Below are 26,097 nucleotides of genomic sequence, written 5' to 3'. Positions count from 1 at the left end.
CTGTCTTGCCGGCGTGAAAACGTCAGCGGGGCGCCGGACAGATGCCCGGCGCCCCGCCAATTCATGTCATTATCGAAACGCGATCAAAGCACGCGTTCGCGTTCCTCGATCTCAAAGACTTCCAGCTGATCGCCAGCCTTGATCTCGTTCGTATCGGCCAGCACGACACCGCATTCGAGGCCGCCGCGGACTTCGTCCACGTCGTCCTTGAACCGCCGCAGCGACTGGATCGTCGTTGCGGACACGATGACGTCGTTGCGGGTAAGACGCGCGAAGAGACCCTTGCGGATGACGCCTTCCTGCACCAGCAGGCCGGCCGCCTTGTCCTTCTTGCCGGCGGGGAACACCTGCTTGACCTCGGCGCGGCCGATGACATGCTCGATGCGTTCCGGGCCAAGCTCGCCGATCAGTTCCTTCGTAATCTCTTCGGTCAGGTGATAGATCACGTCGTGATACATCAGCCGGACCTTGTCCTTTTCCATCTGCTGGCGCGCCTTGGCGTTCGGACGCACGTTGAAGCCGATGATGGGCGCACCGGTTGCCGCCGCGAGCGTAACGTCGCTCTCGGTAATGGCGCCGACGCCCGAATGCAGGACGCGAACCTTGATGTCGTCGTTCGACAGGCGGTTGAGAGCCGAGTTGATGGCCTCGACCGAACCCTGAACGTCGGCCTTCACGACCACCGGGTATTCGATCACGCTGCTCTTGAGCGCCGAGAACATGTTCTCGAAGTTGGCCGGAACAGACGTGGTGCGCTTGTCGTTCGCCTTTTCCGTACGATAGGCCGAAACCTCGCGGGCGCGCTGCTCGTTCTCGACCACCGTCAGCTGGTCACCGGCATTCGGCACGCCGCCAAGGCCCAGGACCTCGACCGGCATGGACGGACCGGCTTCCTTGATCTGGCGACCCTTGTCGTCGAGCAGGGCACGGACGCGGCCGCTCTGTGTGCCTACGACGAAGATGTCGCCACGCTTCAGCGTGCCGCGCGTGACGAGCACGGTGGCCAGCGGCCCCTTGCCCTTGTCCAGCTGCGCCTCGATCACCGTCGCTTCGGCGGCGCGGTCGGGGTTAGCCTTGAGTTCAAGCAGCTCGGCCTGGTTGGCGATCGCTTCGAGCAAGGTGTCGAGGCCCTGCTTCGTCTTGGCCGAAACCTCGACGTCCTGCACATCGCCGCTCATCGCCTCGACCACGATTTCGTGCTCGAGCAGACGTTCGCGGATCTTCTTCGCGTTGGCTTCGGGCTTGTCGATCTTGTTGATTGCAACGATCATCGGCACGCCGGCGGCCTTGGTGTGATTGATGGCCTCGATCGTCTGCGGCATCAGCCCGTCGTCGGCGGCCACCACCAGGATCACGATGTCGGTGACATTGGCGCCACGCGCACGCATCTCGGTAAACGCTTCGTGTCCGGGCGTGTCGAGGAACGTGATCTTCTGCTTGTCCTTGGTGGTGATCTGGTACGCACCGATATGCTGCGTGATGCCGCCGGCCTCGCCAGCGGTCACGTCGGTCCCGCGCAACGCGTCGAGCAGGCTGGTCTTGCCGTGGTCGACGTGGCCCATGATCGTGACGACCGGGGGACGCGGCTCCAGCGTTTCTTCGGCATCGACGTCTTCGGTCGAAACGATGTCGACGTCGGCCTCGGATACGCGCTGCAGGTTGTGGCCGAATTCTTCGACCAGCAGTTCAGCGGTGTCCTGGTCGATCGTCTGGTTGACGGTGACCATCATGCCCATGTTGAACAGCGCCTTCACGAGGTCGGCACCCTTCTCGGCCATGCGCTGGGCCAGTTCCTGAACCGTGATCGCTTCTGGCACGATAACGTCGCGAACCTGCTTTTCGCGCGGCTGGCGCGAACCGCCACCACCGTGGACGCGGCGTTCCTTTTCACGGGCGCGCTTCAGCGCGGCGAGGCTGCGGGCGCGACGGCCCTCGTCCTCGTTCAGCGCCTTGGTCACGGACAACTTGCCGCTGCGGCGGCGGTCGGCCATCGATTCGGTCGTACGGTCGTCGCGCTTTTCGGTCTTGGCCGGCTTCTTCTCGACCGGCGGACGCTTGACTTCGGGGCGCTTGACCGGGGTGAAGCGACGCGGCGCGGGAGCGGCTTCCGCGCCCTCTTCGGCCGTTGCTTCTCCTCCTGCGGGTTCTGTCGCGGGCGCTTCGGCGGTGGAAGCCTCGACGGCGGGCGCCTCGGCCTCAACAGCCGGTGCCGCCGGTTCTTCAACCGTCGGCTTGGCGACCTCGGCTGCGGGCTTGCTCGTCCCTTCGGCGGCGGCCTTTTCCTGCGCGCGATTATCCTCGGCGCGGCGCTTTTCTTCTTCGAACGCCCTCAGCCGCTCGTCTTCCTCGCGGCGGTTGGTCATTTCCTGCGTGGCAAGTCGCGCTTCCTCGGCCTCGCGCAGCAGGCGGGTCTGCATTTCCTGCCGGCTCTCGCGGCTGGGCGCGGGCTGACGGGGCGCAGGGGTCGGCGCAGGCGGCGGCGGAGGTGCGGCAACAGCCACAGGCTCGGGTGCCGTTTCCGGTGCGGGCGCGGCGGTTTCGCCGGGCTTCAGGATCTTGCGGCGACGCTTGACCTCGACCGCGACCTTGTTGGTCCGGCCGTGGCTGAAGGTCTGCTTGACCTCGCCCGCGTCCACCGAGCGCTTGAGGCCAAGCGGCTTGCGGGTCCGGGGGGTGTCGTTGGTATCGCTCATACGGTCAAAACGTCCTTCAAAAATACTTTGTCTCGTCCCCGGTCCGTCCGCGTGCATGGCGCACGGGAGATCGGGGCGGTGCCTCGGGCCTCGGCCGCGTTAAGCAGCCTTACCGGTCAGGGGCGGATCCGTGCTTCGGCTGCCTTCGGGATTTCCGCCCGCTTGCTCGCCTTGGCCGAGAAAATGCGTCAATCGCGCCAGCTGCGCCGTGATGCGCGCCGCTGCGGCGCGGTCGGTCACGGCAAGGTGGACGACATTCTCGCGGCCCAATGCCACAGACAGAGCCGCGCGGTCCAGTGGCAAGCGCGTTCCGCCAAGGCCAGAGCCTTCGGCGTCCCTGCCGACACGCCATGCCTGGTCCAGCCGGCGCGAGCCGTCTTCGCCTGCATCGCTGGCGTGGCCGAGCCAATGAACCTTGCCCGACCGCGCCTGTTCGGCAATGCGATCAGACCCGGCGATCAGGTTGCCCGAGCGCCATTCGATCCCCAACCGGTCGGTCAGCGCGCGGGTCAGCGACGCTTGCACCAGATCGGAAAGGTTGTCCGGAAGGCGCAACGCGTTCGTCTTGAACCCGCGCGCCATCGCACCCTTGAGATGGCCCTTGGCCAGCGCTTCTTCAAGCTCGACCCTGTTGGCACCGATCCACGCGCCGCGCCCCGGCGCCTTGGCATGGGCGTCGGGCAAGACCTGACCTTCGGGTCCTACGGCCAGCCGCAGCAATTCTTCGCGCGGAGCAGTCCGCCCGCTCAACACACAGCGGCGTTGCGGCGCGGACCTTGCGGTTCGCGCCGTTCCGTCATCGAAGCTGTCGGTTAGCGGCTCATTGTGAGGATTCCGCATTGGCGGCCTCCTCGTCTGCGGGAACGGCAGCCGGAGCCGCCGCGGCCTGGTCACTGGTTGCGTCTTCGGTCTCGTCTTCGAACCAGTGGGCGCGCGCAGCCATGATGACTTCGTTGCCCTGCTCTTCCGAAAGAGCGAATTCGCCCAGCACGCCGCCCTTGTCCTGTTCGCGCACGTTGCGCTTGAGTGGCGGACCGTCGGTGGTGTTCCGGCGGCGCGGCGCTTCGCGCTTGCGGGCGATCAGTTCGTCGGTGGCGAGATCGGCCAGATCGTCGAGCGTCTTGATGCCCGCCTTGCCCAGCACGACCAGCATTTCCTCGTTCAAGTGCGGCAGCTCGGCCAGCGCATCGTCAACGCCCAGTTCGCGGCGCTGTTCGCGGAAAGCGGCTTCGCGACGCTCCAGCGCTTCGATCGCGCGGGACTGCAGTTCCTCGGCCAGATCTTCGTCGAATCCTTCGATGCCCGACAGTTCGTCGCGGTCGACATAGGCGACTTCGTCCATCTCGGTGAAGCCTTCGGCAACCAGCAGCTGCGCCAGCGTTTCGTCGACGTCGAGTTCTTCCTCGAACATCTTCGAGCGTTCGGCGAATTCCTTCTGCCGCTTCTCGCTCGATTCCGCCTCGGTCATGATGTCGATCTGGCTGTCAGTCAGCTGGCTCGCCAAACGCACGTTCTGACCGCGGCGACCGATAGCGAGCGAAAGCTGGTCATCGGGGACGACGACTTCGATGCGGCTCTCGTCCTCGTCGATGACGACGCGGCTGACGGTCGCGGGCTGGAGCGCGTTGACGATGAACGTCGCGGTATCCTCGCTCCACGGGATGATGTCGATCTTCTCGCCCTGCAGTTCCTGCACGACGGCCTGGACGCGACTGCCCTTCATGCCGACGCAGGCGCCGACGGGGTCGATGCTGCTGTCGTGGCTGATGACGCCGATCTTGGCACGGCTGCCCGGATCGCGGGCCGCAGCCTTGATCTCGATGATGCCGTCGTAGATTTCGGGCACTTCCTGCGCGAACAGCTTCTTCATGAATTCGGGATGCGCGCGGGACAGGAAGATCTGCGGGCCGCGGTTCGACCGTTCGACCTTCATGATCCATGCGCGGACGCGCTCGCCGACGCGGGCCATTTCGCGCGGGATCTGCTGATCGCGACGGATGATGCCTTCGGCCCGGCCGAGGTTGACGATCACGTGGCCGAATTCGACAGACTTGATGACGCCGGTGATGATTTCGCCGGCGCGGTCCTTGAACTCTTCGTACTGGCGTTCACGCTCTGCGTCGCGGACCTTCTGGAAGATGACCTGCTTGGCCGACTGCGCATCGATGCGGCCAAGGTCGACCGGCGGCAGCGGGTCGACGATGTAGTCGCCGACGACCGCACCGGGTTGAAGCTTCTGCGCCTGTTCGACAGAAACCTGCTTGAAGTAGTCCTCGACCTCTTCGACAACTTCGACGACACGCCACAGGCGCAAGTCGCCGGTGTTGTGGTCGAGCTTGGCGCGGATGTCGTTTTCCGCGCCGTAACGGTTGCGCGCCGACTTCTGGATCGCTTCTTCCATCGCTTCGATGACGATCGACTTGTCGATCATCTTCTCGTTCGCCACGGAATTGGCGATGGCAATCAGTTCGGCACGATTCGCGGAAATCGGGCTGGCCATTATGAGTCTTCCTGTTCCTGAAGATCGTCTTCGGTTTCAATGATCTCGTCGGCGCCACTGGTGTCGAGCGGGACGGTAGCGGCGATCAGCTTGTCGGTGAGGACCAGCTTGGCCGAGTGAATGGTTGCAAAAGTCAGTTCGACCCGCCCGTTCTTGCGGTCGTCGACGGCGATCTTGTCGCCCTCTATCCCCAGAAGGTCGCCGTGAAAGGTGCGGCGGTTGCCCACCGGCGCTTCGGCATCCTTGGCAAGGTTGATGCGCACTTCGTGGCCCGCCCAGTTCACGAAATCCTTCGCGCGGGTCAGCGGACGGTCGATGCCGGGGCTGGAAACCTCGAGCCGGTAGGCCCCTTCGATCAGATCGTCGCCCGCTTCTTCTCGCGCGTCGAGCGCGGCGGAAATACGGCGAGACAGCGCCATGCATTGCTCGATCACCAACTGACCGGTTTCGGGGTTTTCCGCCATGACCTGCAAGGTGCGTTCGTCATCCTGGCCGAACAATTTCACGCGCACGAGCTCAAGGCCGGAAGCGGTCACTTCCTGCGCGATCAGATCGGTTGCACGTGCGATATCGGTCATCATGGCTCCATGCGTCGCATACGAAAAATCGCGCCGGGGCGGTTCCGCTCCGGCCCGGCCTTGTACGCGACAATGTCGGGATGAGTCGCCAATTAGGCGCAAGTCAGGTAAATTTCAAGCCGCTTCGCAGCTCAGCTCGCCGATATCTCGTGCTTCTTCATGCAATGGCGCAGCTGGTCGTATGACAGGCCCAGCGCTTCTGCCGTCTTGCGCTGATTCCAGCGGTTACGGTCGAGCGCGGCTTCGACGATGGCGCGTTCGTGACAATCGACCGCTTCGCGCAAATCGGTGACGGCGGCAAAATCGAAGGTCACGCGAGCCTGGGGCGCCGGCGCCGTGCTCCGCGCGGCGGACGGCGCGACCGAGGCCTTGGGCGCCCAAGGGCTGTCGAACGGATCGAAGACGATCTCCCCGATCGGCGCTTCCCAGTTGTCCCAGCGGTAGACCGCGCGCTCCACCGCATTGCGCAATTCGCGCACGTTGCCGGGCCAGTCGTGACTTTCGAGCGCATCCATCACCGCGTCGGAAAATCCGGGCCATTCTTCCCACCGCAATTCTGCGGCCATGCGGCGGGCAAAGAAATCAGCGAGCACCAGCACGTCCCCCTCACGCGCGCGCAGGGGAGGAAGTGTAATCACTTCGAACGACAGGCGGTCGAGCAGGTCGGCGCGAAAGCGCCCCTGTTCGGCAAGGCTGGGCAGATCCTCGTTCGTGGCGGCGACGATCCGCACGTCGACCCGGCGCGGGCGGGACGATCCGATGCGCGTCACTTCGCCATATTCGACTGCGCGCAACAAGCGCTCCTGCGCTGCCATCGACAGGCTGCCCAGTTCGTCGAGGAACAGCGTGCCGCCGTCCGCTTCTTCGAACCGCCCCTCGCGCACTTTGGTCGCGCCAGTAAACGCCCCGGCCTCGTGCCCGAACAATTCCGCCTCGATCAATGTTTCGGGCAAAGCTGCGCAGTTCATCACGATCAGCGGCTCGCCCCATCGGTCGGAAAGGCGGTGGAGGCGCTCAGCGATCAGTTCCTTGCCGGTCCCACGCTCACCGATGACCAGCACCGGGCGTGACAAGGCGGCAGCGCGGCTGGCACGCTCCACCGCGTCGAGGATCGACTGCGACTGTCCGACAAACTGGTTCTCGCGCTCCATGTCCCAAGTTTTAGCGAATTTTCCCAACTGATGGCAATATTTATCAATGACCTGCCTTGGCAAAAGTCGCATAAGCCATTGTTTATATTCTCTTTAATTAAACTGGCACGACCCTTGCTGAACACCAGTTGAACCTGAATTTAAAGGAACTGATCCGATGTTCGACCGCCTTATCAAGCAGAGCCCGCTGGCATGGTCCTCGGTGGCCAGCCTTGCTGCGATGCTGGCGCTCAATATCTTTGCGCTCAGCCAGCAGTTGCACGAAGCACCGCGCTTCGCCGCCCCGACGATGATCGTCGAAGGCAGCCTGGCATGACCGATCCGTTCGATCTGGAGCCTGAGCGGGACGAAGCGCGGCGCCGCAGCGCCCGCGTCGTGCATCGCGGCACCGATGGATTCCGCATCGATGCGGAAGTCGCCCGCCTGCGCGGTGGCCATGCCGAAAAAGACGCCGTCCGCGCAAAGGACACCCCCACCCGTGATTTCACCCAGTACGGAGCGCCATTGATGGGCATATTCTCCCGCACCCGCGACATCATCGCCGCCAATTTTGCCGACCTGATCGACAAGGCGGACGACCCGCACAAGATGATCCGCATGATCATCGTGGAAATGGAGGAAACCTTGGTCGAAGTCCGCGCCAGCGCGGCGCGCACCATCGCCGATCAAAAGGAAATGCAGCGCCACCGGCTGCGGCTGGAAAAGCTGCAGGCGGACTGGGGCGAAAAGGCCGAACTCGCGCTGTCGAAGGATCGCGAAGACCTCGCCCGCGCCGCGCTGGTCGAAAAGCGCAAGGCCGGCGACCTCGCCGTCAAGTTGAAGGCCGAAGGCGACATGCTCGACGAAAGCCTGCGCACTTACGAGGAAGACATTTCAAAGCTGCAAGGCCGTCTGCGCGAAGCACGCAGCCGCCAGAGCCAGATCGCAGCCCGCCTCGAAAGCGCGGAAAACCGTTACAAGCTGCGCTCGCTGCTGACCACCGAACGCGTGGACGAGGCGATGGCCCGTTTCGACATGCTCGAACGCCGGGCCGATTACGCCGAGGGCCGCGCCGAAGCGATCAGCCTGCGCGCTGCCAAGGGCGAGTTGAGCCTGGCCGAGCAGATCGACGCACTGAACGTCGACGACACCGTCGATGCCGAGCTCGAAGACATGAAGCGCGCGCTTGATCGCGCCGCCAAGGAGGACTGATCCATGGAAGAAACACTCGCCATCCTGTCCGTGGTGATCGGCCTTCCCTGGCTGATCCTGCACTACATAACCAAGTGGAAGTCGGCGCCAAAGCTGACCGACGGCGACGAGCAGATGCTCGAGGAACTGTTCCAGCTGGCCCGGCGGCTGGACGCGCGGATGGACACGGTCGAACGCCTTGTCGTCGCGGACAGCCCCGAGTTCGGACGCGTCGGAACGGACGGACCCCGCCTGATCGCCGACAGTGCCGACGACAACGACACGCTCGCCGAAATCGAGCGCAAGCTCAAGGAAAGGACCGCACGATGAACACGCCCCGCACCCGCTTCTACCGCAACAAGGCCGATGGCAAGTTCATGGGCGTTTGCTCGGGCATTGCCGATTACACCGGCGTCGATGCGCTCTGGGTCCGCGTCGGGTTTGCCGTCGCGATGGTCACGATGGGCTGGCCGATCCTCGTTTATCTCGCCATCGGCATACTGGCGCCAAAGAAGCCCGCCGAACTCTATGCCGACAAGCGCGAGGAAAAGTTCTGGCAGGGCGTCCGCCGGTCGCCCGCCCGCTCCGCCCGCGAGGTCCGCGCCAGTTTCCGCGAGATCGACCGTCGGCTGGCCCGCGTGGAAGAACACTACGTTTCCAGCAACCGTTCGCTTTCGGCAGAGATCGAAAACCTGCGCTGAGCGTCCTTTGGTCGACGGAATTCAGGGGGACTGAAACATGGATATCACCGGCATGATGGCGCTCATGATCCCGCTCGCGCCGTTCCTGATGGTCTGCTTCATCGTGTGGACCAAGCATCAGGCGAAAATGGCCGAACTTCAGATGAAGAACACGGCGGAAAAGGCCGCGCAGTACGCGCAGCATACGTCGCAGTTGGAAGAACGGGTCCGCGTCCTGGAACGCATCGTCACCGATCGCGGTGTCGATGTCGCCGCCCAGATCGAGGCGCTGCGTCACGAAGAATCCGACAAGCGCCTGACCGCGCCCGACAAGTCCGTCAACTAGAGAGGGTGCCATGAGCTTCTGGACCGCCATCGTTCTGATCGTCGCGATCGTTTTCGTCACCCAGTTCTTGCGCGAAAAGCGTAATGCCACGTCAGGCCATACGTCCGGCGCCGACCGCGACCCGGCGCTTCATGCGGCAAGAGAACAGCAGCTGGAAGGTGAGATCGCGGATCTGAAGGAGCGGATAAAGGTGCTCGAACGCATCGCCTACGACGATCGCAAGCGGCTGGGACTTGCCGACGAGATCGAAAGCCTGCGCGACTGAAAGGCGCACGAAGGGGAATTGTCATGGCCTATGAAACGCTGACCATCGCGATCGCCGCGCTTGCCGCGACGGGTATCGTGACGCTGGCCGCGCTGCGCGGCTGGCAAGGCTGGCTGGCGCTGAAGCTGCGCGAAATCGATCGCCTTGCCCGACCGGCCCGCGAATACCGGCGCGATCCGCACGACGACACGGATGTGCCGCCCGCTGCACGGATCGAACTTGCCGATTTAAAGGAACGCGTCCGCCAGCTTGAAGCGATCGCTGCCGGCGTGGATCTTTGATTGATCCGATCGGGCCACGCGGCTAGCCCGCAGCGCATGAGAACCATCAACGACATTGCCGAAGAATACGAATTCCTCGAAGGCGACGAACGCTATCGCCTGTTGATCGAGCTTGGCCGCGAGCTGGACCCCATGCCCGACGCGCTGAAGACCGAGGCGACGCAGGTCAAGGGATGCTCCGCCTCCGTCTGGGTGTACCCCATGCGCGACGGCGACCGGTTGCACTTCCTTGCCGACAGCAATGCCGCCATCACAAAGGGCATCGTCGCCCTGGTCATTGCCGCAGTGCAGGACCGGCCCGCAGCCGAAGTCGCCGCGACTGACATTGCCGAGTGTCTCGAACGGTTCGACCTGCGCAACCAGCTGTCGTCGAACCGGACGCAAGGCGTGCCGAACATGATTTCGTTAATCCGCGAGACAGCAGGCAGGATCGCGGCCGAAGGCTGATCGGGGCGGAAAGATGACAGCAAATGTCATTTCGTCCCGTAACACGCACGACCGGTCCGTATCAGCGGGATCGAACCCTTCCCGCTGCAAGTTCCCCGGATAAGCCTGCGTACGTGCCGCGCCGGTGACTTCACGCAAGCGGGTCGCTATCCTTTTGCGGCATACTCTCAAGGGGAGAACTCTATGAAGATTTCCACCATGGCCCTGATCGGGCTTGGCTCTATTGCCCTGACGGCATGCGCGACGCAGGAACCCGCACCCCCGCCGCCCCCGCCGCCCCCGCCGGGCGCCGTTGACGGTTCGGTCGCGGCCGACCGCGATGGCGATGGCATCATCGACGGCTATTATTCCGCCGACGGCATCTATCATCCCAACTACGTTCCGCCGCCGCCGCCGCCGCCGCCGGCACCTTCGCCGATTGGCGAACGCGGCTGACGAAAGACGTATCAGGAAATGCGTAATCACCGCATCCTGGCATTGCTCGGGCTGGCCATCATGGCCGGCCCGAGTTTTCTCGTGCCCACAATCGCTCATTCGCAAACCGCACAGGCATCGCCCGTCGCTGCGACCTCAACCGACGCGGCAATGCGAGCCGCCATCGGCAAGCGGGCGAGAGGCGAGGTAGGGGCGTTCTATCAAGCGCGCGGCAACCAGCCGATATGGATCAAGAATGGTCTGATCGCGCGCGATGCACAGGTATTCCTACGCTATCTCGACGAAGCGGACCTCGATGGGCTGAAGCCGTCGCGCTACAAGGCTCGCAAGTTGCGCGAGCGCATAGCGGCATCCGATCGCGGAGGAGTGAACGAACTCGCCCGAGCCGAGGTCGACCTGACCAAGGCGTTTGCCAAATACGTGCGCGACATGCGCAAGACGCGCGACGTTGGCATGGAATATGCTGACAAGGCGCTGGTGCCGACAGTACCGACCGCGGCAACCGTTCTGCGCGCCGCGACGATTCGCGATTTCGACACCTACGTCGCCAAGATGGGCTGGATGAGCCCGCATTACGTTCGCATGCGCGGGCTGGTGAAAACGGCTCGCGAACAGCGCCTTGACCAAAACACGATGCAGACGGTTCGCCTGAACCTCGAACGAGCGCGTGTCCTGCCGCCTGCCGGCGTGCGACACATCGTCGTCGACGCGTCCGAAGGGCGGCTGTGGTATTATCAGGCGGGCGACGAAGCCGGCACGATGAAGGTCGTCGTCGGCACCGCCGAAACGCAGACGCCCATGCTGGCCGGCAACATCAGTTGGGCTATCGTGAACCCTTACTGGAACATTCCGGACTACCTTGCGCAGAACAACGTCGCGAAGAAGATCCTGTCGGGCCGAACCTTGGCCTCCATGAAGATGGAAGTGCTTTCGGACTGGAGCCGCGAACCCGCCGTCATCGATCCGAAAACGGTGAACTGGCAAGCGGTCGCCGACGGCACGCAAGTCGTGCGAATTCGTGAATTGCCGCACAAGTACAACTCGATGGGCAAGGTGAAATTCCTGTTCCCCAACGATCACGGCATATACCTGCACGACACGCCGTCGCGGGAATATTTCCAGAAGGAAGACCGCCACATTTCCAATGGTTGCGTCCGGCTCGAAGATGCAACCAGGCTCGGCCGCTGGATGATGGGCGACAAACTTGATCTGAAGACCAAGCGTCCTGAAGAAGCGGCCTATCTGCCCGCGCCCGTCCCGGTCTACCTGACCTACTTCACTGCCGCACAGACGAAACAGGGCGTGGCCCTGCGCAACGACCTTTACGCCCGCGACACTGCGGGCTGAGATCGCGATAGTCCGGGCAGAGCGCGCGTGGAACCGTTCGCTTTGTGGGCGACCGGACGGCCAAAACGTGCTAAAGCATCACCGCAGCGCGAACGCACACAAGATATAGGCAGAACCGTATCGCGGTTACTGCAAGCAAATTGCGTTCGCCGGGGACGGACCTTCGTGTCCATCTCTGCCGAAGGAGAGCGGCACTATGGAAGACTTCAACAGCCTATTGCTGAACGAGCAGGTCGAGCTGCTGCGTGCCCAGTGTGCGCAGGATATGGCTGCTCGGCGGATGCATCGTCAGGAAGCGCGCAATTATGCAAAGCGGATCGAGGCTCATGCCTTTCCCTATCGCACGCCGGATGAAAGCGGGCACCGCCTGTTCGATGCGCACGCATACGATCTGTTGGCGGACGAAACGGCACACTGATCGCAACCCGAAAGCCGTGACGTGGTGACCGGGACGATCAGGCCTTTTCCATCGCGCCGGATTTGCGCAGTTCGGTCTGGCCCTTGCGGCGCTGTCGCATCAGGTCCTGTTTCAGACGGTCGGGATGGCGGGCGATCACGAAACCGAAACTGACCCCGCCGCGCCTGCCGTGGGTGACATGGTGGAGGTTGTGCGCCTGCACCACGCGTTTCAGGTATCCCCTGCGCGGGACGTAACGAAACCACCGTTGGTGCACGAGGCCATCGTGGATCAGCGTATAGATGACGCCATAAACAAGAATTCCCAGCCCGATCCACGTCGCCGGCTCCCAAGCCGCGGCCCCCATGACGAGCGGGCTGCCCAACATGAACATCGATATACTCATGGCCGCGCCGACCAGCGCGTAAAGGTCGTTCAGTTCGAAGAAACCGTCATGCTTTTGATGATGATCGCGATGCCAGCCCCAGCCGATTCCATGCATGATATACTTGTGGGACGCCCACGCGACACCTTCCATGGCGGCCGCGCTGGCCAGGACGACGAGAAGTTTTTCGACGACGAGCATGGTCCGCTATTACGTTGCTTGGGTCATGCTTGCAATTCCTGACTCAGACGCGCAAATGCGCCTTCATCATGGCTGAAACATCGCGCACTCTTTATGAGAAGATCTGGGACGCCCACGTGGTGGAGCGTCAGGAAGACGGCACTTGCCTCATCTACATCGACCGCCATCTCGTCCACGAAGTGACGAGCCCGCAGGCGTTCGAATCGCTGCGTAGCGCAGGGCGCACCGTGCGTCGCCCCGATCTGACGCTGGCGGTTCCCGACCACAACCTGCCAACGACCGCACGCCGCGATGCAACGGGACAGCGCATTCCCATCGCCGACCGCGAAAGCGCGCAGCAGCTTGCCGCGTTGGAAACGAACGCGCCCGCATTCGGCATCCGGTACATCGGCGACGCCGATCTCGAACAGGGCATCGTCCACGTCGTCGGTCCGGAACAGGGCTTTTCCCTGCCCGGCGCGACCATCGTGTGCGGCGATTCGCATACGGCCGCGCATGGCGGGCTGGGCGCGCTGGCGTTCGGCATCGGGACGAGCGAGGTGGAGCACGTGCTCGCCACGCAGACGCTGCTGCTGAAACAGTCGAAAACGATGGAAGTGCGGGTCGAGGGCCAGCTTGGCCCCGGCGTGACGCCCAAGGACGTCGTGCTCCATGTCATCGGCACCATCGGCACTGCCGGCGGCACCGGCCATGTCATCGAATTTTGCGGCAACGTGTTCGAGGAAATGTCGGTCGAGGGGCGCATCACCGTGTGCAACATGGCGATTGAGGGTGGCGCCCGCGCCGGACTGATCGCGCCGGACGACAAGACCTTCTCCTACGTCAAGGGCCGCCCGATGGCGCCCACCGGCGACGACTGGGACAAGGCGCTGGCATGGTGGAAGACGCTGCGCACCGATCCCGGCGCAAAGTTCGACAAATCGGTCCACATCGACGCCGCCGACATCGAGCCGACCGTGACTTGGGGCACGAGCCCCGAAGATACGGTCGCCATAGGCGGGGTTGTGCCCGATCCGTCCAGCTTTGCCGATCCGTCCAAGCAGAAGGCAGCCCGCGCCAGCCTTGAATACATGGGCCTCGAACCCGGCATGCGGATGACCGATGTCGCGGTCGAAAACGTGTTCATCGGTTCGTGCACCAACAGCCGGATCGAAGATCTGCGCGCTGCGGCCGAAGTGGTTCGCGGGCGCACAAAGGCAGCCAACGTGAAGTGGGCGATCGTCGTCCCCGGATCGGGCCTCGTCAAGCAGCAGGCAGAAGCCGAAGGGCTCGACAAGATCTTCATCGAAGCGGGTCTCGAATGGCGCGAACCGGGCTGTTCGGCCTGTCTTGCGATGAACCCCGACAAAGTGCCCGCCGGCGAACGGTGTGCGTCGACCAGCAACCGCAACTTCGTCGGGCGTCAGGGTCCGGGTGCGCGCACCCACCTGCTCAGCCCCGCGATGGCCGCTGCCGCCGCCGTGACCGGGCGGCTGACGGACGTTCGCGAGCTTTGAGGTGAAGGGGCAATGCGCCTGCGGACGGATCGCCGTATCGGTGGCGCGAAAGCCCGATTACATCAATTTCTGCAATTGCGGCCTGTGTCGCCCGACCGGCGCGGGCTGGGGCTATTTCCCGGCGGCTGAGGTTGAAATCACGGGCGAACCGGCACAGTTCGGGCGCACCGACATCGAACGCTGGCTCACTTTCCATTTCTGCCCCGGCTGCGGATCGGCCGTCGCATGGACGCCTTACGGCCCCAACGACGAAGATCGCATGGGCGTGAACATGCGGCTGTTTCCGCTCGACCAACTGACGGGCATCCCCGCACGATGGATCGACGGGCTTTCGGCGAGCGACGACACGGACGCACCCATGGCCCGCACCGGAGACGGCGTGATCGGCGATGGCAAGGCGTTCTGACTTTCAAACGTTCCTTTGCCCCGGTCGTAGACCGGCATACACGCATCCTCATCCTTGGCAGCCTGCCGGGGGATGCGTCGCTTCGCGCGGGCCGCTATTACGCCCATCCGCGCAACCAGTTCTGGCAGCTGACCGGAAGCGCAATCGGATGCGATCTTGCCGCTATTGATTACGACGAAAGGCTGGCGACCTTGCTGCAACACGGTGTCGGACTGTGGGATGTCGTCCAGTCGGGCAAGCGTGAGGGCAGCCTCGACGCCGCCTTGCGCGAAGTGGAACACAACGATCTTGCCGAAATGGTGCAAAAGGCGCCCGAGCTTGTCGCCATCGGTTTCAACGGCGCCACTTCCGCGCGGATCGGGCGGCAAATTCTCGCGCCCTCCCCCCACCTGACTTTGATCGACCTGCCATCCAGCAGTCCGGCCTATGCCGCCATGCCGCTTGCGGAAAAGACGCGAAGCTGGCTTGCGCTGCGGCCATTTCTTGACCAGCGAATGGGATGATGGGCCGCGCGATCGATCGGGGCTCTTGCAATGATCGGCGTTGTCGCCAGATTGAATGGGGCCAAATTGGTCGGGTGCCGCGCGCACCAGGGAGACGCTGATTGTGAGCAACGACAAGGATTGGACGGGCAAGGCAGCGATGGCCGGGGCCGCGATCGGATCGGCCGCGCTGGCCGCAGCATTGCTCTATGCCTCGCGGCGCAAGGAGCGGGCCGACGCCAAAAACGCGAAGCCTGCGCCGGTCGAACCGCCAGAAACCGACTGAAACACGAATTTGGGCGCGGATAGGTGTTGAGGCCGGGTCGCGCTTGATCTAGGCGATTGGCATGGAACCGATCCGCGAAATAGAAGGCCGTGCCATCCCGTTCGGGGCGAAGAACGTCGACACCGACGTCATCATTCCGGCGCACTGGCTGAAAACCATCACCCGCGAAGGGCTGGGCCGGGGCGCGTTCGAAACGATCCGCAAGGATCCCGCGAACATTTTCGACTCCGAACGCTACAAAAACGCGCCGATCCTGATCGCTGGCGATAACTTTGGCTGTGGGTCGAGCCGCGAACATGCGGCATGGGCCTTGCTCGACATGGGCATCCACGCGGTCATCGCGCCAAGTTTTTCAGACATATTTTCCGGCAACGCCTTCAAGAACGGCATCCTGACCGTTGTTCTGCCGCAGGAACAGGTCGACCGCCTGCTCGAAGTGGCGGAGAGCGAGGATATCGCCATCGACCTCGACAGCCAGACCGTGACCACGCCGTTCCAGGACCGTTTCACGTTTGAAATCGACCCGTTCCGAAAGCATTGCCTGATCGAAGGGCTCGACGAAGTCGGCCTTACCATGGCGCGAGGGCAAGCGATTTCCGCCTACGAAGCCAAGGCCGGACAACAATTGCCGTTCCTGTCGGGCCGCCGCGCGGCCTGACCCCAGCGAAAGAGGACTTAAGCGTCATGACGAATTTCAACGATCGCGAGCGCGCCGAAGAAGCCAAGTTCGCCATGGACGAAGAAACCCAGTTCCGTATCGCTGCCCGCCGCAACCGGCTGGTCGGTGAATGGGCCGCGGCCAAGATGGGCCTCTCCGAAGCCGAGACCGAAGCCTATCGCAAGGCCGTAGTGCAGGCGGACTTCGAAGAAGCCGGCGAAGAGGACGTGATCCGCAAGCTTTTGGGCGACATGACGGCTGCCGGAGTCGACATCGACGACGCCACCGTGCGCGCCGCGATGGATGAAAAGTCCGTCGAAGCCCGACGCCAGCTCATGGGCGGCGTGTAAGAAATTCCGACACCGACCTTCTACCAAGGGTCATGAGCCGGTCCCGACATCGGCTCGAACACGGAGAAATCATGATGGCGATGCAAGCCGACCAGATCGAGGCGATGATTCGCGCCGCCATTCCGGATGCCGAGGTAAAAATTACCGACCTAGCCGGTGATGGCGACCATTATGCAGCGCACGTCGTTTCGGCCAGCTTTGCCGGAAAGACCCGGGTCGCGCAGCATAAAGCGGTCTATGACGCGCTGGGCGGACGCATGGGCGGGGAACTCCACGCCTTGCAACTGACGACCGCGGTTCCCAACTGAGCCCTACAGACTAATTACCGGGAATCTTGCCGCATGGCCGATGTGAACGACCGTATTGCCGACATCATCAAGGCCGACGATGTCGTGCTTTTCATGAAGGGCACGCCGCTCTTCCCCCAGTGCGGCTTTTCCAGTCGCGCGATCGCGATCCTCGAACACCTCGGCGTCGCCTATGGCTCTGTCGACGTGCTTCAGGACATGGAGATCCGTCAGGGCATCAAGTCCTATTCCGACTGGCCGACGATCCCACAGCTGTACGTAAAGGGCGAATTCCTAGGTGGCAGCGACATCATGATGGAAATGTTCGAAGCAGGCGAGCTTGAGCAGTTCATGTCCGAAAAGCAGGTCGCCAAGGCCGAATGATGGGCCGGTCCCTCTCGATGGTCCCGCTAATCGGCGGGGCTGTCGGAGACCAGTACGACAGCCCCGCGATCGGTTCGGGTTACGCGGGTTACATAGCTTACAAAGCACGAAGCGTGCCAAACATGCAAATACGTCTGTATTCAGCCGTTTTTGGATTTACGCCCGCCGTCAACTTGGGCCAAGGTGTCAATTTTCCCGACATGGGTCGCCAGTCCTAACGTCATGCCAGAACACGCCCCCCTTGCCGAACTGCGCGCCGCCGCATCGCTGATCGTCTTTCGCAATGGCCCGACCGCGCCGGAGCTCCTGATGATCCATCGTTCGACGCATCTTGCATTCGGCGGCGGCGCGGTTGTCTTTCCCGGGGGAAGGGTCGATCCCGAAGACATGGAGATGGCCGCCTCCCTCCCCGGCGACCGCGACTGGAATGCCGCGCGCATCACCTGCGTCCGCGAAACGCTTGAAGAAACTGGCCTGCTGATCGGCGTTTCGGGTTCGGTGGACAAGGAAAAGGCTACGGCGGCGCGCGATGCGGTGGCGCAGGGGCGGTCATTCGCGCGCGTGCTGGCGGACTGTGATCTTGCGCTCGACGTCGAAGGCTTCGTCCCATTCGCCCGCTGGTATCCGCCGGGTCGGGCGACGCGGCGTTTCGACACGCGGTTCCTGCTTGCCGATATCGGCACCGGAGCCGTCAGCCTGTCGGCCGACGGGACCGAGACGAGCAACCAATTCTGGGCCAGTGCGACCGAGATCATGGCAATGGGCGATCGCGGCGAGATTGACTTGATGTTCCCCACCCGCGCTAACCTTGCAAGACTGGGCGCGCTGGGCGAATTCGACCGAGCGCGGGAAGACAGTCTTTCGCGCGAAATCCAATCGATCACCGGCATCATCGAAGAACGCGAAGGCCGCAGATGGCTGACCGTTCCGGCTGGACACGGCTATCCCGACTATGCCGAACTGCTCGAAACCGCCCTGCGCGGCGACGAAAAAAAGCGCGGAGACCAATAAGGTCCCCGCGCTGCTGAGGTTTCGCGACCCTCTCCCTCAAGCGGGCCGCGAACGGTATTCTTGTTCTATCCGTCTCAGTCGGCGCGACCGAGACGGTGTAACAGGTTCGCGTAGCGCGTCGCTTCTGCCGGATCTTCGCAAGTCCGGGCATAATGGGCGACGGCTGTCTTCAGCATCGGGAAGTCGGCGTTGCTGAAAATGGCGCGGGGCCGTTCCTGGGGGCGTTGCTGGTCTTCGGTGCTCATGTCAGTGCTCCTTGTCTTCACCGCCCGAAAGCGGCCCTTTAGCTGACTACCATCAGGCAGCGGCGAACTGGTTCATCGTGTTGTCCTTGCCGCCGGCCTTGAGGGCCGCTTCGCCGGCAAAGTATTCCTTGTGGTCGTCGCCAATGTCGCTGCCCGACATGTTCTGGTGCTTCACGCAGGCGATTCCCTGGCGGATTTCCTCACGCTGGACGTTGAGGACGTAGCCAAGCATCCCATCGTCGCCAAAGTAACGCTTGGCAAGGTTGTCGGTGCTCAACGCCGCGGTGTGGTACGTCGGCAGCGTGATGAGGTGGTGAAAAATGCCGGCCTGTGCCGCCGCGTCCGCCTGGAAGGTGCGGATGCGTTCATCGGCCTCTGCCGCCAGTTCCGAACCGTCGTAATCGATGCTCATCAGCTTAGCCCGGTCATAACCCGAAACGTCCTTGCCCTCTGCGGTCCATGCATCGAACACCTGCTGACGGAAGTTCAGCGTCCAGTTGAAGCTGGGCGAGTTGTTATAAACCAGCTTGGCATTCGGGATGACTTCGCGGATGCGGTTCACCATGCCGCCGATCTGGCCGATGTGCGGCTTTTCGGTTTCGATCCACAGCAGGTCGGCGCCGTTCTGCAGCGAATTGATGCAGTCGAGCACGCAGCGGTCCTCGCCGGTTCCCGAACGGAACTGAAACAGGTTGCTGGGCAGGCGCTTGGGACGCAGCAGCTTGCCTTCACGGGTGATGAGAACATCGCCGTTGCCAAGGTTCGATGCGTCGACTTCGTCGCAATCGAGGAAGCTGTTGTACTGGTCGCCCATGTCGCCGGCCTCGGTGGTGTAGGCGATTTGCTTGGTCAGACCAGCACCCAGCGAATCGGTGCGAGCGACGATGATGCCGTCCTCGACACCCATTTCGAGGAACGCGTAACGGATCGCACGGATTTTCTGCAGGAAATCCTCGTGCGGGACAGTGACCTTGCCGTCCTGATGGCCGCACTGCTTCTCGTCGGAAACCTGGTTTTCGATCTGCAGGGCGCAGGCGCCGGCTTCGATCATCTTCTTCGCCAGAAGATAGGTCGCTTCCGGGTTGCCGAAGCCCGCGTCGATGTCCGCGATGATCGGAACGACGTGGGTCTCAAAATTGTCGATGGCCGTTTCGATGCGCTTCGCCTCGATCTCGTCGCCGCGATCGCGCGCGGCGTCGAGGTCGCGGAACATCAGGCCAAGCTCGCGGGCATCGGCCTGCTTGAGGAAGGTGTACAGTTCCTCGATCAGGGCCGGGACCGACGTCTTTTCATGCATCGACTGATCGGGCAGCGGGCCGAATTCGGAACGCAGCGCGGCAACCATCCAACCCGAAAGGTAGAGGTACTTGCGCTTGGTCGTGCCGAAGTGCTTCTTGATGGAGATCATCTTCTGCTGTCCGATGAACCCGTGCCAGCAACCCAGCGACTGAGTGTATTCGGCGGAGTTGGCATCATAGGCGGCCATGTCCCGGCGCATGATCTTCGCGGTGTACTTCGCGATATCGAGCCCGGTCTTGAAACGGTTCTGCAACTGCATGCGGGCAGCGCTTTCCGCGTCGATGGCGTTCCACGGACTGCCGTTGCCGGTGATGGTCCGGCCCAAGTCGGCGATGGTCTGCTGGTAGGTCATGTCAAATCCCTCACGATTCGAAAGCAGGTGAATTCGTGAGCCGGATATGATCGCAAATGTTGCGGTGCGGAATATGGTTCGGTGTCGGGTTGTCAAGCTTTACAAAAGATCTCTGTAATGTTGTAATGCCCAAGACAGTAAAGCCGTAACGGAGATTTTCGAATATGGTGCGCAAGGCGCTTTTCATGGGCCCTCGGCTCAAGCGCGTGCGCCGCGATCTTGGCCTGACCCAGGCAAACATGGCGGCGGATCTTGAAATTTCGCCTAGCTACGTCGCCTTGATGGAGCGTAACCAACGCCCTGTCACCGCCGATCTCCTGTTGAAGCTGGCAAGCACCTACAAAATCGACATCGCCAGTCTTGCCGATGACGACAGCGAGGGTCTGACCAAGCGGTTACAGGCCACGCTCAAGCAACCGATCTTCGCCGACATCGACCTGCCGGCCCTCGACAGTGCAGATATCGCCACCAGCTACCCCGGATTTGCCGAGGCATTGTTGCGGTTGCACACCGCGTTTACCGAAGAACAGATGGCCCATGCGCAGCGGCGCGAGATGGCGTCGTCCGGATTGGGATCGGTCGACATGGCTGCGACCGATCCAGTGGGAGAAGCGCGCGCATTTCTCGCTGCAAGGCGCAACTGTTTCCCCGCATTGGACGACCATGCTGCGGATGTTGCACAGGAATTGGCCGGTGACCGCCCGCGCGAGGAATCGGTCTGGACCGATGCGCTGGTCGAGCGTTTGACGCGCCGGCACGGGCAGAAGGTGCGCTTCACCGATCCCGACCTGATCCTGGGCTCGCTGCGCTGGCACGATCGGCACCGCGAACAGGTGCTGATCTCCAACCGGCTGGATCATCCGGGACGGCGGTTTCAACTCGCGCTGCAGATCGGACTGCTCGAAGCGCGCGACATCATCGCCACGCAACTCGCCGACGGGCGCTTTTCGGGAGAGAACGCCCGCCGGCTCGCCAGCCGGGCGCTGACCGGGTATTGGGCCGCGGCTTTGCTCATGCCCTATCGCCCGTTCCTGCGCGCCGCGCGGCAGACCCGGCACGATGTCGAGACACTGTCGCGGCGTTTCGCGGCCAGTTTCGAACAAGTCGCACACCGGCTTACGACTATGGGCCGTCCGGGAGAGGAAGGCGTGCCGTTCTTCTTCCTGCGGCTGGACCGGGCGGGCAACGTGTCGAAACGGCTGGACGGGGCGGGCTTTCCCTTTGCCCGCACCGGCGGTTCATGCCCGTTGTGGAACGTGCATGGGGTATTCGAGACGCCAGGCCGGATTCGCCCGCAATGGCTTGAACTGCCAGAAGGCGAGAAGTTCCTGTCCATCGCACGGACGGTTGAGGCTGGCGGCGGGGCATGGGATTCGCCGCGCGCGGTGCGGAGTGTCGCGCTGGCGTGTTCGGCCGAACACGCGGGGCATGTCATCTATTCCGATGGAATGGACGAAGGCGCGGCGACTCCCATCGGCGTCGCTTGCCGCCTGTGTCACCGGCCGCACTGCATCGCTCGTTCCGCACCGCCGATCGGGCGGGAAATGCGCCCCGACGACAATCGCGATACCGGCGTCCCCTTTGCCTTTGCGGGGGATTGAGCGCCCTGCCTCAATCCTCGACTTGCGGTACCGTTTCCTTGCGGCGCCGGAACAGCTTGCCGCGTTCGCTATACAAGATCAGTAACATGCCCAGTAGCGACGAAAAGAACAAAGACATCGCAAGAGGACGCGCCGTGCCGTCGTAGGCGGCCCCGATCATCGCGCCCAACACAGCCCCGCCGCCGACCCGCACCGTGGTTTGCAACGACGACGCCGAGCCGGCGAAATGCCGAAAAGGTTGCAGCGCGATCGAGCTGGAGTTCGCCCCAAGAAAGCCGATCAGCGCGAGATTGACCGTCATCAGCGGCGCGAAAAGGTAAAAGTTATTTGGCGCCCATGCCGCCGCCAACCACTGCAGCCCCGCTGTCCCGACAAAAACCAGTAACGCCATGTGACTGACCCGCCGTGCGCCGAACCGCTCGACGATCCGCGAATTGACGAAGTTCGACAGCGCCATGAAAATCGCCATCGCACCGAAGACATAGGCGAAACGCTGCCCCTGACCGAAGTGTTCTCCCACCAGCTGCTCGGCGCAGTTGATGTAGCCATAGAGCCCGGCGAACACGAGCATAGCGCCGAAGATGTAGCCGAACGCATCGCGGTTCGTCATCACGAGCCGGAAATTGCGCGCAATGCGGCGAACGTCGAGCGTCTGGCGATCCTTCGGAGCCAACGTTTCGGGCAAACGGAACAGCACCCACAGGAACATCAGCACCCCCATCACGAACATCATGCCGAAGATCGCACGCCAGCCGGCGAACAACAGGATCATCTGACCGATTGAAGGCGCCATGACCGGAACGATCATGAACACCACCGCGATCATCGATACGACCCGGGCCATGGCATCGCCTTCGAACCGGTCGCGCACGATGGCATTTGCGACAACGCTGCCGGCCGATGCCACCATTCCGTTGGCAAATCGGAACATCAGCAGGGTGTTGAAATCGTTGACGACGATGCATCCGAAATCGAACAGGCAATATGTGCCGATTCCGCCCAGCACGACTGGCTTGCGTCCGAATCGATCGGCCAGAAAACCGAAGACCAGCGCTCCCAGCCCCATCCCGATGAGATAAGTTCCGACAACCAGCTGCCGGTCGTTTCCGTCCGCGACGTTCAGTTCGCGCGCGATATCGCTCAAAGCCGGGAGCATCGCGTCGATGCCCAGTGCCTGCAGCGCCATGACAAAGGCGAGCATGACGGTAAATTCGGTGCGACTCAATTCGGCGGGGGGTCTGGGCAGACGAAACATTGGCCGGTCAATGCTCCGATGGGTGTCGGGGCACAATGGCTAAATTGCCGTTTGGCTTGGCGGCAGATGCGGAGCGACCAGCCTTTGCGCTTGACTGCGCCTTTGCGATAGAAGCCGAGCGGTGACGAACGATGCGCCCGATTTCGAGGATGATGGCGAGGCTGAGGGGCTGCGCAAGATCATCCATGTCGACATGGATGCCTTTTTCGCCAGCGTGGAACAACGTGACGAGCCGGAATTGCGCGGCAAGCCGGTTGCGGTCGGCGGGTCGAGCGGGCGCGGGGTCGTCGCAGCGGCAAGTTACGAAGCGCGGCGTTATGGAGTGCGTTCCGCCATGCCATCGGTCACGGCGCAGCGACTGTGCCCCGACCTGATTTTCCGCAAGGCGCGCTTCGACGTCTATCGCGAGGTTAGCCAGCAGATCCGTGCAATCTTTCACGACTATACCCCGCTCGTCGAACCGCTTTCGCTCGACGAAGCCTATCTCGACGTGACTGAGGATCTGCGCGGGCTGGGTTCGGCGACGCGGATCGCGCAGGACATCCGCCGCCGCATCCGCGAAGACACGGGGCTGACGGCAAGCGCCGGGGTCAGCTACAACAAATTCCTCGCCAAGCTGGCATCGGACGAAAACAAGCCCGACGGCCTGTGCGTCATCCGTCCCGGCGAAGGGGCGAACTATGTCGCGGGCCTGCCGATCAAACGATTCCACGGCGTTGGCCCCAAGGGCGCCGAAAAGATGGCGCGGCTGGGCATCGCGACGGGCGCAGATCTGGCGCGCATGGATCTCGCGTTCCTGCGCGCCCATTTCGGCAGCTTTGCCGACTATCTCTATCGCGCCTCAAGGGGGATCGACTTGAGGCAGGTGCGGGCGCATCGCAATCGCAAGTCCGTTGGCGGCGAACGCACTTTCCACGAGGACCTGTCCAATCCCACGGACTTGCGCGAGGCGATGGACCGGATCGTCGACATCGTTTGGGAACGCATCGAAAACGCACGTGCGGTCGGGCGCACGGTGACGATGAAGCTAAAGTACAACGATTTCACGCTGATGAGCCGCGCCACCACGCTGAGCCGCCCTGTCGCCGACAAGGCCGATTTTGGCAGGTTGGGCCATGCCCTGCTGGAAGATGCGCTGCCGCTGTCGCGCCCGATCCGGCTGATGGGCCTGACGCTGTCGAAGCTGGACGGGGCCCAACCCAGCACCGATGCCGGCGGCGATGGGGCACAATTGGCGCTGTTCTAGTCGTCTTTTTGGGTTCTAGGACACTGTTTGGCCGGGCGCGGTCAGGCAGGAAGCGGGTTCGCCCTTGCCCAGTCGCCGATCGGGGTCATCCGCGCGGGGAGGATTTCCAGCACCGGCGTCATGTCGACTTTGAATGGTTTTTCGGGGCTGGTGTTGTACCATTCGTAAATGCGGCGCAGTTCATCGATCAGCCGCTCCGCCTCCAGCGTGGCGATGCCGTCGAAGGCGCGCTTCATGCGATCGCAGAATTCGTCGATGGGCTGGCTTTCCCATGCAAGCTTGCGACCCCAAGCCGCCGAAAGCTCTGCGGTTAATTCGGGCAGTCGGACGGTTTGAGGGCCGCCCACCGGGATGCGATGTCCGTGCAGGTCGTCGCGCCGCAACGCCTCGATCATAAGGCGCGCGAGGTCTTCGTGACAGATCCAGCTTACCTCCAGCTCCGGCGCGTGTGGATAACAGACCACCCCGCGCTCCACGATAGAGGGCCAGGCCCAGCGCTGGTGCAGGTTGTCGAGATAAACCACCGGTTCGATGCTGGTCGTGTCGACATCGCTGTCCCACAACCGAGCGCGCATTTCGTGCCGTGCATCCTGTGCCGCGAAACCGCGCTTGTCGGTAGGCACCGGCATGGAGGTGTTGAAAACGATCCGCCGCACGCCCGCCGCTTTCGCCGCTTTCCCGATAGTGCCAGCCGCCGCGATCAAGGGCTCGGCCTGTTGAAAGGATGTAGAGGGCAGGTTCACGAAAACGCCGTCGGTGCGGGCAAACGCTGTTTTCAGCGACGCCACATCGCCAAGATCGCAAGCAATGCCGCGCACTGGCCCCGCACTCGTTGCCACCGCGCCGCCCGATCGGCTGAACGCCACCGGATCGAACCCGGCCAGCACCAGCTCGCGCACTTGCGCTGCACCCTGCACGCCAGTTGCGCCGATGACGGCGATCGTTGGACTCATCTGGCTCCCCTTCGGTGTTGAGCGAGACTGATTAGCGTTGCGGCTTCCCGTTCGATCAAGGCTTTTCAAGCCTGGCCATCAGGCTTTCCAAACGGTCGATCTGCTGCCCCAGCCGATCGGCATTGTCCGATGCCTTTTCTGCATATCCGACATCGGCCCTGACGGCACCGATGCCATTGAGGATCATGTCGACATAGCGCGCGACTTCTTCCGCCGCGTCGAACGGGCGGTTGATAAAGATCGTGCGCATGGCGATGTGCTCAAGCCCGCCGAACAGAGCATCGCGAACCATCGCGGGCTGTATATCAGGCCGAACTTCACCCCGTTCGACCGCGGCCTGTACGGCATCCACTACGGTCTGCGCAAAGTCGTGATTGATCTGATGCAAGGTCGATCCGCGATAATCGTTCCATCGGATTTCCTGATAGAAAATGCGGTGCAATCTGGGCGTCGATTCGATGCCGCGCAGGAAACGCAGGCCGACAAGCGTCAGTTGCGAATGCAAATCCGTGATCGAAGGCAGTTCTTCGCTCAACCGCGCGACGAACGGCTTCGCCCATTGGGTAAAAACCTCGCTCAACAGAGCCTGCTTGCTCTCGAAATACTTGTACAATGTCGCTTCTGAGACCCCCGCCCCACGGGCGATATGGGCCATGGACAGGTTCGCCGTACCCTCTTCTTCCAGCAACCGCGTCGCAGCGTCGACGATCTCCTGAGGCCGCGCGCTTTTGCGCCGCCGCCATGACACGCGCGGCTGAACGGCATCCTCCTGAACGGGGTCAGGCTGGGCCGTTTCTGCAAGCTCATGGGTCTTCGCAGCATTTTTCATGTTAGGGTCGACACTAATGCGTGCATGAAACTAATCAAGTGATCCTCATTTCCTGTTGACAGCTGCGGTCGGGGAAGCGAA

At 62.7% G+C, this 26,097-nt stretch carries 33 protein-coding genes; 22 read left to right on the top strand and 11 right to left on the bottom strand.

The features are described from left to right. Positions 1–83 precede the first annotated feature (83 nt). From infB to pspF, 5 genes are all read right to left on the bottom strand, one after another. The gene (gene infB / locus EKN06_RS14920; RefSeq protein WP_127613697.1) at positions 84–2,693 is read right to left on the bottom strand and encodes a translation initiation factor IF-2; all 2,610 of its coding nucleotides are present in this window, start codon (positions 2,691–2,693) and stop codon (positions 84–86) included. A 99-nt stretch (positions 2,694–2,792) separates the two neighbouring features. Then, complete coding sequence (locus tag EKN06_RS14915) at positions 2,793–3,533, bottom strand: DUF448 domain-containing protein (RefSeq protein ID WP_127613696.1); 741 nt, start codon at positions 3,531–3,533, stop codon at positions 2,793–2,795. Then, positions 3,514–5,193: a transcription termination factor NusA gene (gene nusA, locus EKN06_RS14910; protein WP_127613695.1), complete on the bottom strand. Its 1,680-nt coding sequence runs from the start codon at positions 5,191–5,193 to the stop codon at positions 3,514–3,516. The genes EKN06_RS14915 and nusA overlap by 20 nt, the downstream gene beginning before the upstream one ends. Beyond that, positions 5,193–5,771: a ribosome maturation protein RimP gene (gene rimP, locus EKN06_RS14905; RefSeq protein ID WP_127613694.1), complete on the bottom strand. Its 579-nt coding sequence runs from the start codon at positions 5,769–5,771 to the stop codon at positions 5,193–5,195. The genes nusA and rimP overlap by 1 nt, the downstream gene beginning before the upstream one ends. A 131-nt stretch (positions 5,772–5,902) precedes the next feature. Then, the gene (gene pspF / locus EKN06_RS14900) at positions 5,903–6,922 is read right to left on the bottom strand and encodes a phage shock protein operon transcriptional activator (protein WP_127613719.1); all 1,020 of its coding nucleotides are present in this window, start codon (positions 6,920–6,922) and stop codon (positions 5,903–5,905) included. A 157-nt stretch (positions 6,923–7,079) separates the two neighbouring features. On the opposite strand from pspF, the gene EKN06_RS15765 reads away from it, so the two are divergent. The 11 genes from EKN06_RS15765 to EKN06_RS14850 all read left to right on the top strand — a co-directional run bounded on the left by EKN06_RS15765 (position 7,080) and on the right by EKN06_RS14850 (position 12,311). Further along, on the top strand, positions 7,080–7,238 hold the full coding sequence (locus EKN06_RS15765) for a hypothetical protein (protein WP_164844104.1): 159 nt from the start codon (positions 7,080–7,082) through the stop codon (positions 7,236–7,238). Further along, on the top strand, positions 7,235–8,113 hold the full coding sequence (gene pspA / locus EKN06_RS14895) for a phage shock protein PspA (RefSeq protein WP_127613693.1): 879 nt from the start codon (positions 7,235–7,237) through the stop codon (positions 8,111–8,113). The genes EKN06_RS15765 and pspA overlap by 4 nt, the downstream gene beginning before the upstream one ends. Positions 8,114–8,116: 3 nt before the next feature. After that, positions 8,117–8,422 (top strand): envelope stress response membrane protein PspB, encoded by a 306-nt coding sequence (pspB, locus tag EKN06_RS14890; protein ID WP_127613692.1) that lies wholly within the window; start codon positions 8,117–8,119, stop codon positions 8,420–8,422. Next, on the top strand, positions 8,419–8,793 hold the full coding sequence (gene pspC / locus EKN06_RS14885) for an envelope stress response membrane protein PspC (protein ID WP_127613691.1): 375 nt from the start codon (positions 8,419–8,421) through the stop codon (positions 8,791–8,793). Before pspB ends, pspC begins: the two co-directional genes overlap by 4 nt. 37 nt (positions 8,794–8,830) lie before the next feature. Then, a complete protein-coding gene (locus tag EKN06_RS14880) occupies positions 8,831–9,118 on the top strand; it encodes a hypothetical protein (protein ID WP_240655051.1) in 288 nt (95 codons plus the stop codon). A gap of 10 nt (positions 9,119–9,128) precedes the next feature. Beyond that, positions 9,129–9,383, top strand: coding sequence for a hypothetical protein (locus EKN06_RS14875; protein ID WP_127613690.1), 255 nt, complete (start codon positions 9,129–9,131; stop codon positions 9,381–9,383). Positions 9,384–9,406: 23 nt separating this feature from the next. Beyond that, positions 9,407–9,664, top strand: a complete 258-nt coding sequence (locus tag EKN06_RS14870) for a hypothetical protein (RefSeq protein WP_127613689.1) — start codon at positions 9,407–9,409, stop codon at positions 9,662–9,664. 36 nt (positions 9,665–9,700) lie between these two features. After that, positions 9,701–10,111, top strand: coding sequence for a SufE family protein (locus EKN06_RS14865; protein WP_127613688.1), 411 nt, complete (start codon positions 9,701–9,703; stop codon positions 10,109–10,111). Positions 10,112–10,294: 183 nt separating this feature from the next. Next, positions 10,295–10,546, top strand: a complete 252-nt coding sequence (locus tag EKN06_RS14860; protein ID WP_127613687.1) for a hypothetical protein — start codon at positions 10,295–10,297, stop codon at positions 10,544–10,546. 18 nt (positions 10,547–10,564) lie between these two features. Next, positions 10,565–11,893 carry a L,D-transpeptidase family protein gene (locus EKN06_RS14855; protein WP_127613686.1) on the top strand — a complete coding sequence of 443 codons (1,329 nt, stop codon included), beginning with the start codon at positions 10,565–10,567 and terminating at the stop codon, positions 11,891–11,893. A 196-nt stretch (positions 11,894–12,089) separates the two neighbouring features. Beyond that, entirely contained in the window at positions 12,090–12,311 is a 222-nt protein-coding gene (locus EKN06_RS14850) for a hypothetical protein (RefSeq protein WP_127613685.1), read from the top strand. A 37-nt stretch (positions 12,312–12,348) separates the two neighbouring features. Here the strand turns inward: EKN06_RS14850 and EKN06_RS14845 are convergent, their stop codons facing one another. Continuing rightward, the gene (locus tag EKN06_RS14845) at positions 12,349–12,876 is read right to left on the bottom strand and encodes a sterol desaturase family protein (RefSeq protein ID WP_127613684.1); all 528 of its coding nucleotides are present in this window, start codon (positions 12,874–12,876) and stop codon (positions 12,349–12,351) included. 68 nt (positions 12,877–12,944) lie between these two features. Between EKN06_RS14845 and leuC the strand changes: the two genes are divergently transcribed. The 9 genes from leuC to EKN06_RS14800 all read left to right on the top strand — a co-directional run bounded on the left by leuC (position 12,945) and on the right by EKN06_RS14800 (position 18,236). Beyond that, on the top strand, positions 12,945–14,372 hold the full coding sequence (gene leuC, locus EKN06_RS14840; RefSeq protein ID WP_127613683.1) for a 3-isopropylmalate dehydratase large subunit: 1,428 nt from the start codon (positions 12,945–12,947) through the stop codon (positions 14,370–14,372). Between the two features lies 1 nt (position 14,373). Then, positions 14,374–14,778: a GFA family protein gene (locus EKN06_RS14835; protein ID WP_127613682.1), complete on the top strand. Its 405-nt coding sequence runs from the start codon at positions 14,374–14,376 to the stop codon at positions 14,776–14,778. Beyond that, a complete protein-coding gene (locus EKN06_RS14830; protein WP_205693926.1) occupies positions 14,688–15,281 on the top strand; it encodes a DNA-deoxyinosine glycosylase in 594 nt (197 codons plus the stop codon). The genes EKN06_RS14835 and EKN06_RS14830 overlap by 91 nt, the downstream gene beginning before the upstream one ends. A 103-nt stretch (positions 15,282–15,384) precedes the next feature. Then, positions 15,385–15,546 carry an LPXTG cell wall anchor domain-containing protein gene (locus tag EKN06_RS14825; protein WP_127613681.1) on the top strand — a complete coding sequence of 54 codons (162 nt, stop codon included), beginning with the start codon at positions 15,385–15,387 and terminating at the stop codon, positions 15,544–15,546. A 61-nt stretch (positions 15,547–15,607) separates the two neighbouring features. Continuing rightward, on the top strand, positions 15,608–16,204 hold the full coding sequence (gene leuD, locus EKN06_RS14820) for a 3-isopropylmalate dehydratase small subunit (protein ID WP_127613680.1): 597 nt from the start codon (positions 15,608–15,610) through the stop codon (positions 16,202–16,204). Positions 16,205–16,230: 26 nt separating this feature from the next. Next, on the top strand, positions 16,231–16,554 hold the full coding sequence (locus tag EKN06_RS14815) for a DUF1476 domain-containing protein (protein ID WP_127613679.1): 324 nt from the start codon (positions 16,231–16,233) through the stop codon (positions 16,552–16,554). A 74-nt stretch (positions 16,555–16,628) separates the two neighbouring features. Further along, on the top strand, positions 16,629–16,862 hold the full coding sequence (locus tag EKN06_RS14810; RefSeq protein ID WP_127613716.1) for a BolA family protein: 234 nt from the start codon (positions 16,629–16,631) through the stop codon (positions 16,860–16,862). A 33-nt stretch (positions 16,863–16,895) separates the two neighbouring features. After that, on the top strand, positions 16,896–17,225 hold the full coding sequence (gene grxD, locus EKN06_RS14805) for a Grx4 family monothiol glutaredoxin (protein ID WP_127613678.1): 330 nt from the start codon (positions 16,896–16,898) through the stop codon (positions 17,223–17,225). A gap of 222 nt (positions 17,226–17,447) precedes the next feature. Then, positions 17,448–18,236, top strand: a complete 789-nt coding sequence (locus EKN06_RS14800) for an NUDIX hydrolase (RefSeq protein WP_127613677.1) — start codon at positions 17,448–17,450, stop codon at positions 18,234–18,236. A gap of 74 nt (positions 18,237–18,310) precedes the next feature. Here the strand turns inward: EKN06_RS14800 and EKN06_RS15760 are convergent, their stop codons facing one another. Together EKN06_RS15760 and EKN06_RS14795 are read right to left on the bottom strand one after the other, a co-directional pair. Continuing rightward, positions 18,311–18,481: a hypothetical protein gene (locus EKN06_RS15760; protein ID WP_164844103.1), complete on the bottom strand. Its 171-nt coding sequence runs from the start codon at positions 18,479–18,481 to the stop codon at positions 18,311–18,313. Positions 18,482–18,533: 52 nt separating this feature from the next. Beyond that, entirely contained in the window at positions 18,534–20,132 is a 1,599-nt protein-coding gene (locus EKN06_RS14795) for an isocitrate lyase (RefSeq protein WP_127613676.1), read from the bottom strand. Between the two features lie 185 nt (positions 20,133–20,317). Here EKN06_RS14795 and EKN06_RS14790 point away from each other — a divergent pair, with 185 nt between their 5' ends. After that, positions 20,318–21,733: a helix-turn-helix domain-containing protein gene (locus EKN06_RS14790; protein WP_420810801.1), complete on the top strand. Its 1,416-nt coding sequence runs from the start codon at positions 20,318–20,320 to the stop codon at positions 21,731–21,733. A 10-nt stretch (positions 21,734–21,743) separates the two neighbouring features. Here EKN06_RS14790 and EKN06_RS14785 read toward each other — a convergent pair whose 3' ends face one another. Continuing rightward, positions 21,744–22,958, bottom strand: a complete 1,215-nt coding sequence (locus EKN06_RS14785; RefSeq protein WP_240655049.1) for a multidrug effflux MFS transporter — start codon at positions 22,956–22,958, stop codon at positions 21,744–21,746. A gap of 151 nt (positions 22,959–23,109) precedes the next feature. On the opposite strand from EKN06_RS14785, the gene dinB reads away from it, so the two are divergent. Further along, positions 23,110–24,234: a DNA polymerase IV gene (dinB, locus tag EKN06_RS14780; protein WP_240655047.1), complete on the top strand. Its 1,125-nt coding sequence runs from the start codon at positions 23,110–23,112 to the stop codon at positions 24,232–24,234. Between the two features lie 41 nt (positions 24,235–24,275). Here the strand turns inward: dinB and EKN06_RS14775 are convergent, their stop codons facing one another. Beyond that, entirely contained in the window at positions 24,276–25,187 is a 912-nt protein-coding gene (locus EKN06_RS14775) for an SDR family oxidoreductase (protein ID WP_127613673.1), read from the bottom strand. A 55-nt stretch (positions 25,188–25,242) separates the two neighbouring features. Further along, the gene (locus tag EKN06_RS14770; protein ID WP_127613672.1) at positions 25,243–26,016 is read right to left on the bottom strand and encodes a TetR/AcrR family transcriptional regulator; all 774 of its coding nucleotides are present in this window, start codon (positions 26,014–26,016) and stop codon (positions 25,243–25,245) included. Positions 26,017–26,097 lie beyond the last annotated feature (81 nt).

The sequence above is a fragment of the Croceicoccus ponticola genome, assembly GCF_004004515.1.
Taxonomy (GTDB): domain Bacteria; phylum Pseudomonadota; class Alphaproteobacteria; order Sphingomonadales; family Sphingomonadaceae; genus Croceicoccus; species Croceicoccus ponticola.
The sequence above is the reverse complement of the archived record's forward strand: the minus strand, read 5'-3'. Positions and strand labels throughout refer to the sequence as shown.

Excerpts from the sequence above, each read along its gene's own strand:
- pspB (WP_127613692.1), top strand. The coding sequence starts at position 8,117 with ATGGAAGAAACACTCGCCATCCTGTCCGTGGTGATCGGCCTTCCCTGG.
- EKN06_RS14830 (WP_205693926.1), top strand. The coding sequence starts at position 14,688 with ATGGATCGACGGGCTTTCGGCGAGCGACGACACGGACGCACCCATGGC.
- EKN06_RS14880 (WP_240655051.1), top strand. The coding sequence starts at position 8,831 with ATGGATATCACCGGCATGATGGCGCTCATGATCCCGCTCGCGCCGTTC.
- EKN06_RS14795 (WP_127613676.1), bottom strand. The coding sequence starts at position 20,132 with ATGACCTACCAGCAGACCATCGCCGACTTGGGCCGGACCATCACCGGC.
- pspC (WP_127613691.1), top strand. The coding sequence starts at position 8,419 with ATGAACACGCCCCGCACCCGCTTCTACCGCAACAAGGCCGATGGCAAG.
- pspA (WP_127613693.1), top strand. The coding sequence starts at position 7,235 with ATGACCGATCCGTTCGATCTGGAGCCTGAGCGGGACGAAGCGCGGCGC.
- EKN06_RS14865 (WP_127613688.1), top strand. The coding sequence starts at position 9,701 with ATGAGAACCATCAACGACATTGCCGAAGAATACGAATTCCTCGAAGGC.
- EKN06_RS14870 (WP_127613689.1), top strand. The coding sequence starts at position 9,407 with ATGGCCTATGAAACGCTGACCATCGCGATCGCCGCGCTTGCCGCGACG.
- infB (WP_127613697.1), bottom strand. The coding sequence starts at position 2,693 with ATGAGCGATACCAACGACACCCCCCGGACCCGCAAGCCGCTTGGCCTC.
- pspF (WP_127613719.1), bottom strand. The coding sequence starts at position 6,922 with ATGGAGCGCGAGAACCAGTTTGTCGGACAGTCGCAGTCGATCCTCGAC.
- EKN06_RS14770 (WP_127613672.1), bottom strand. The coding sequence starts at position 26,016 with ATGAAAAATGCTGCGAAGACCCATGAGCTTGCAGAAACGGCCCAGCCT.
- EKN06_RS14810 (WP_127613716.1), top strand. The coding sequence starts at position 16,629 with ATGGCGATGCAAGCCGACCAGATCGAGGCGATGATTCGCGCCGCCATT.
- EKN06_RS14855 (WP_127613686.1), top strand. The coding sequence starts at position 10,565 with ATGCGTAATCACCGCATCCTGGCATTGCTCGGGCTGGCCATCATGGCC.
- EKN06_RS14845 (WP_127613684.1), bottom strand. The coding sequence starts at position 12,876 with ATGCTCGTCGTCGAAAAACTTCTCGTCGTCCTGGCCAGCGCGGCCGCC.
- EKN06_RS15765 (WP_164844104.1), top strand. The coding sequence starts at position 7,080 with ATGTTCGACCGCCTTATCAAGCAGAGCCCGCTGGCATGGTCCTCGGTG.
- EKN06_RS15760 (WP_164844103.1), bottom strand. The coding sequence starts at position 18,481 with ATGAGCACCGAAGACCAGCAACGCCCCCAGGAACGGCCCCGCGCCATT.
- leuC (WP_127613683.1), top strand. The coding sequence starts at position 12,945 with ATGGCTGAAACATCGCGCACTCTTTATGAGAAGATCTGGGACGCCCAC.
- EKN06_RS14860 (WP_127613687.1), top strand. The coding sequence starts at position 10,295 with ATGAAGATTTCCACCATGGCCCTGATCGGGCTTGGCTCTATTGCCCTG.
- EKN06_RS14915 (WP_127613696.1), bottom strand. The coding sequence starts at position 3,533 with ATGCGGAATCCTCACAATGAGCCGCTAACCGACAGCTTCGATGACGGA.
- EKN06_RS14790 (WP_420810801.1), top strand. The coding sequence starts at position 20,318 with ATGGGCCCTCGGCTCAAGCGCGTGCGCCGCGATCTTGGCCTGACCCAG.
- grxD (WP_127613678.1), top strand. The coding sequence starts at position 16,896 with ATGGCCGATGTGAACGACCGTATTGCCGACATCATCAAGGCCGACGAT.
- EKN06_RS14850 (WP_127613685.1), top strand. The coding sequence starts at position 12,090 with ATGGAAGACTTCAACAGCCTATTGCTGAACGAGCAGGTCGAGCTGCTG.
- EKN06_RS14815 (WP_127613679.1), top strand. The coding sequence starts at position 16,231 with ATGACGAATTTCAACGATCGCGAGCGCGCCGAAGAAGCCAAGTTCGCC.
- nusA (WP_127613695.1), bottom strand. The coding sequence starts at position 5,193 with ATGGCCAGCCCGATTTCCGCGAATCGTGCCGAACTGATTGCCATCGCC.
- rimP (WP_127613694.1), bottom strand. The coding sequence starts at position 5,771 with ATGACCGATATCGCACGTGCAACCGATCTGATCGCGCAGGAAGTGACC.
- EKN06_RS14875 (WP_127613690.1), top strand. The coding sequence starts at position 9,129 with ATGAGCTTCTGGACCGCCATCGTTCTGATCGTCGCGATCGTTTTCGTC.
- leuD (WP_127613680.1), top strand. The coding sequence starts at position 15,608 with ATGGAACCGATCCGCGAAATAGAAGGCCGTGCCATCCCGTTCGGGGCG.
- EKN06_RS14775 (WP_127613673.1), bottom strand. The coding sequence starts at position 25,187 with ATGAGTCCAACGATCGCCGTCATCGGCGCAACTGGCGTGCAGGGTGCA.
- EKN06_RS14800 (WP_127613677.1), top strand. The coding sequence starts at position 17,448 with ATGCCAGAACACGCCCCCCTTGCCGAACTGCGCGCCGCCGCATCGCTG.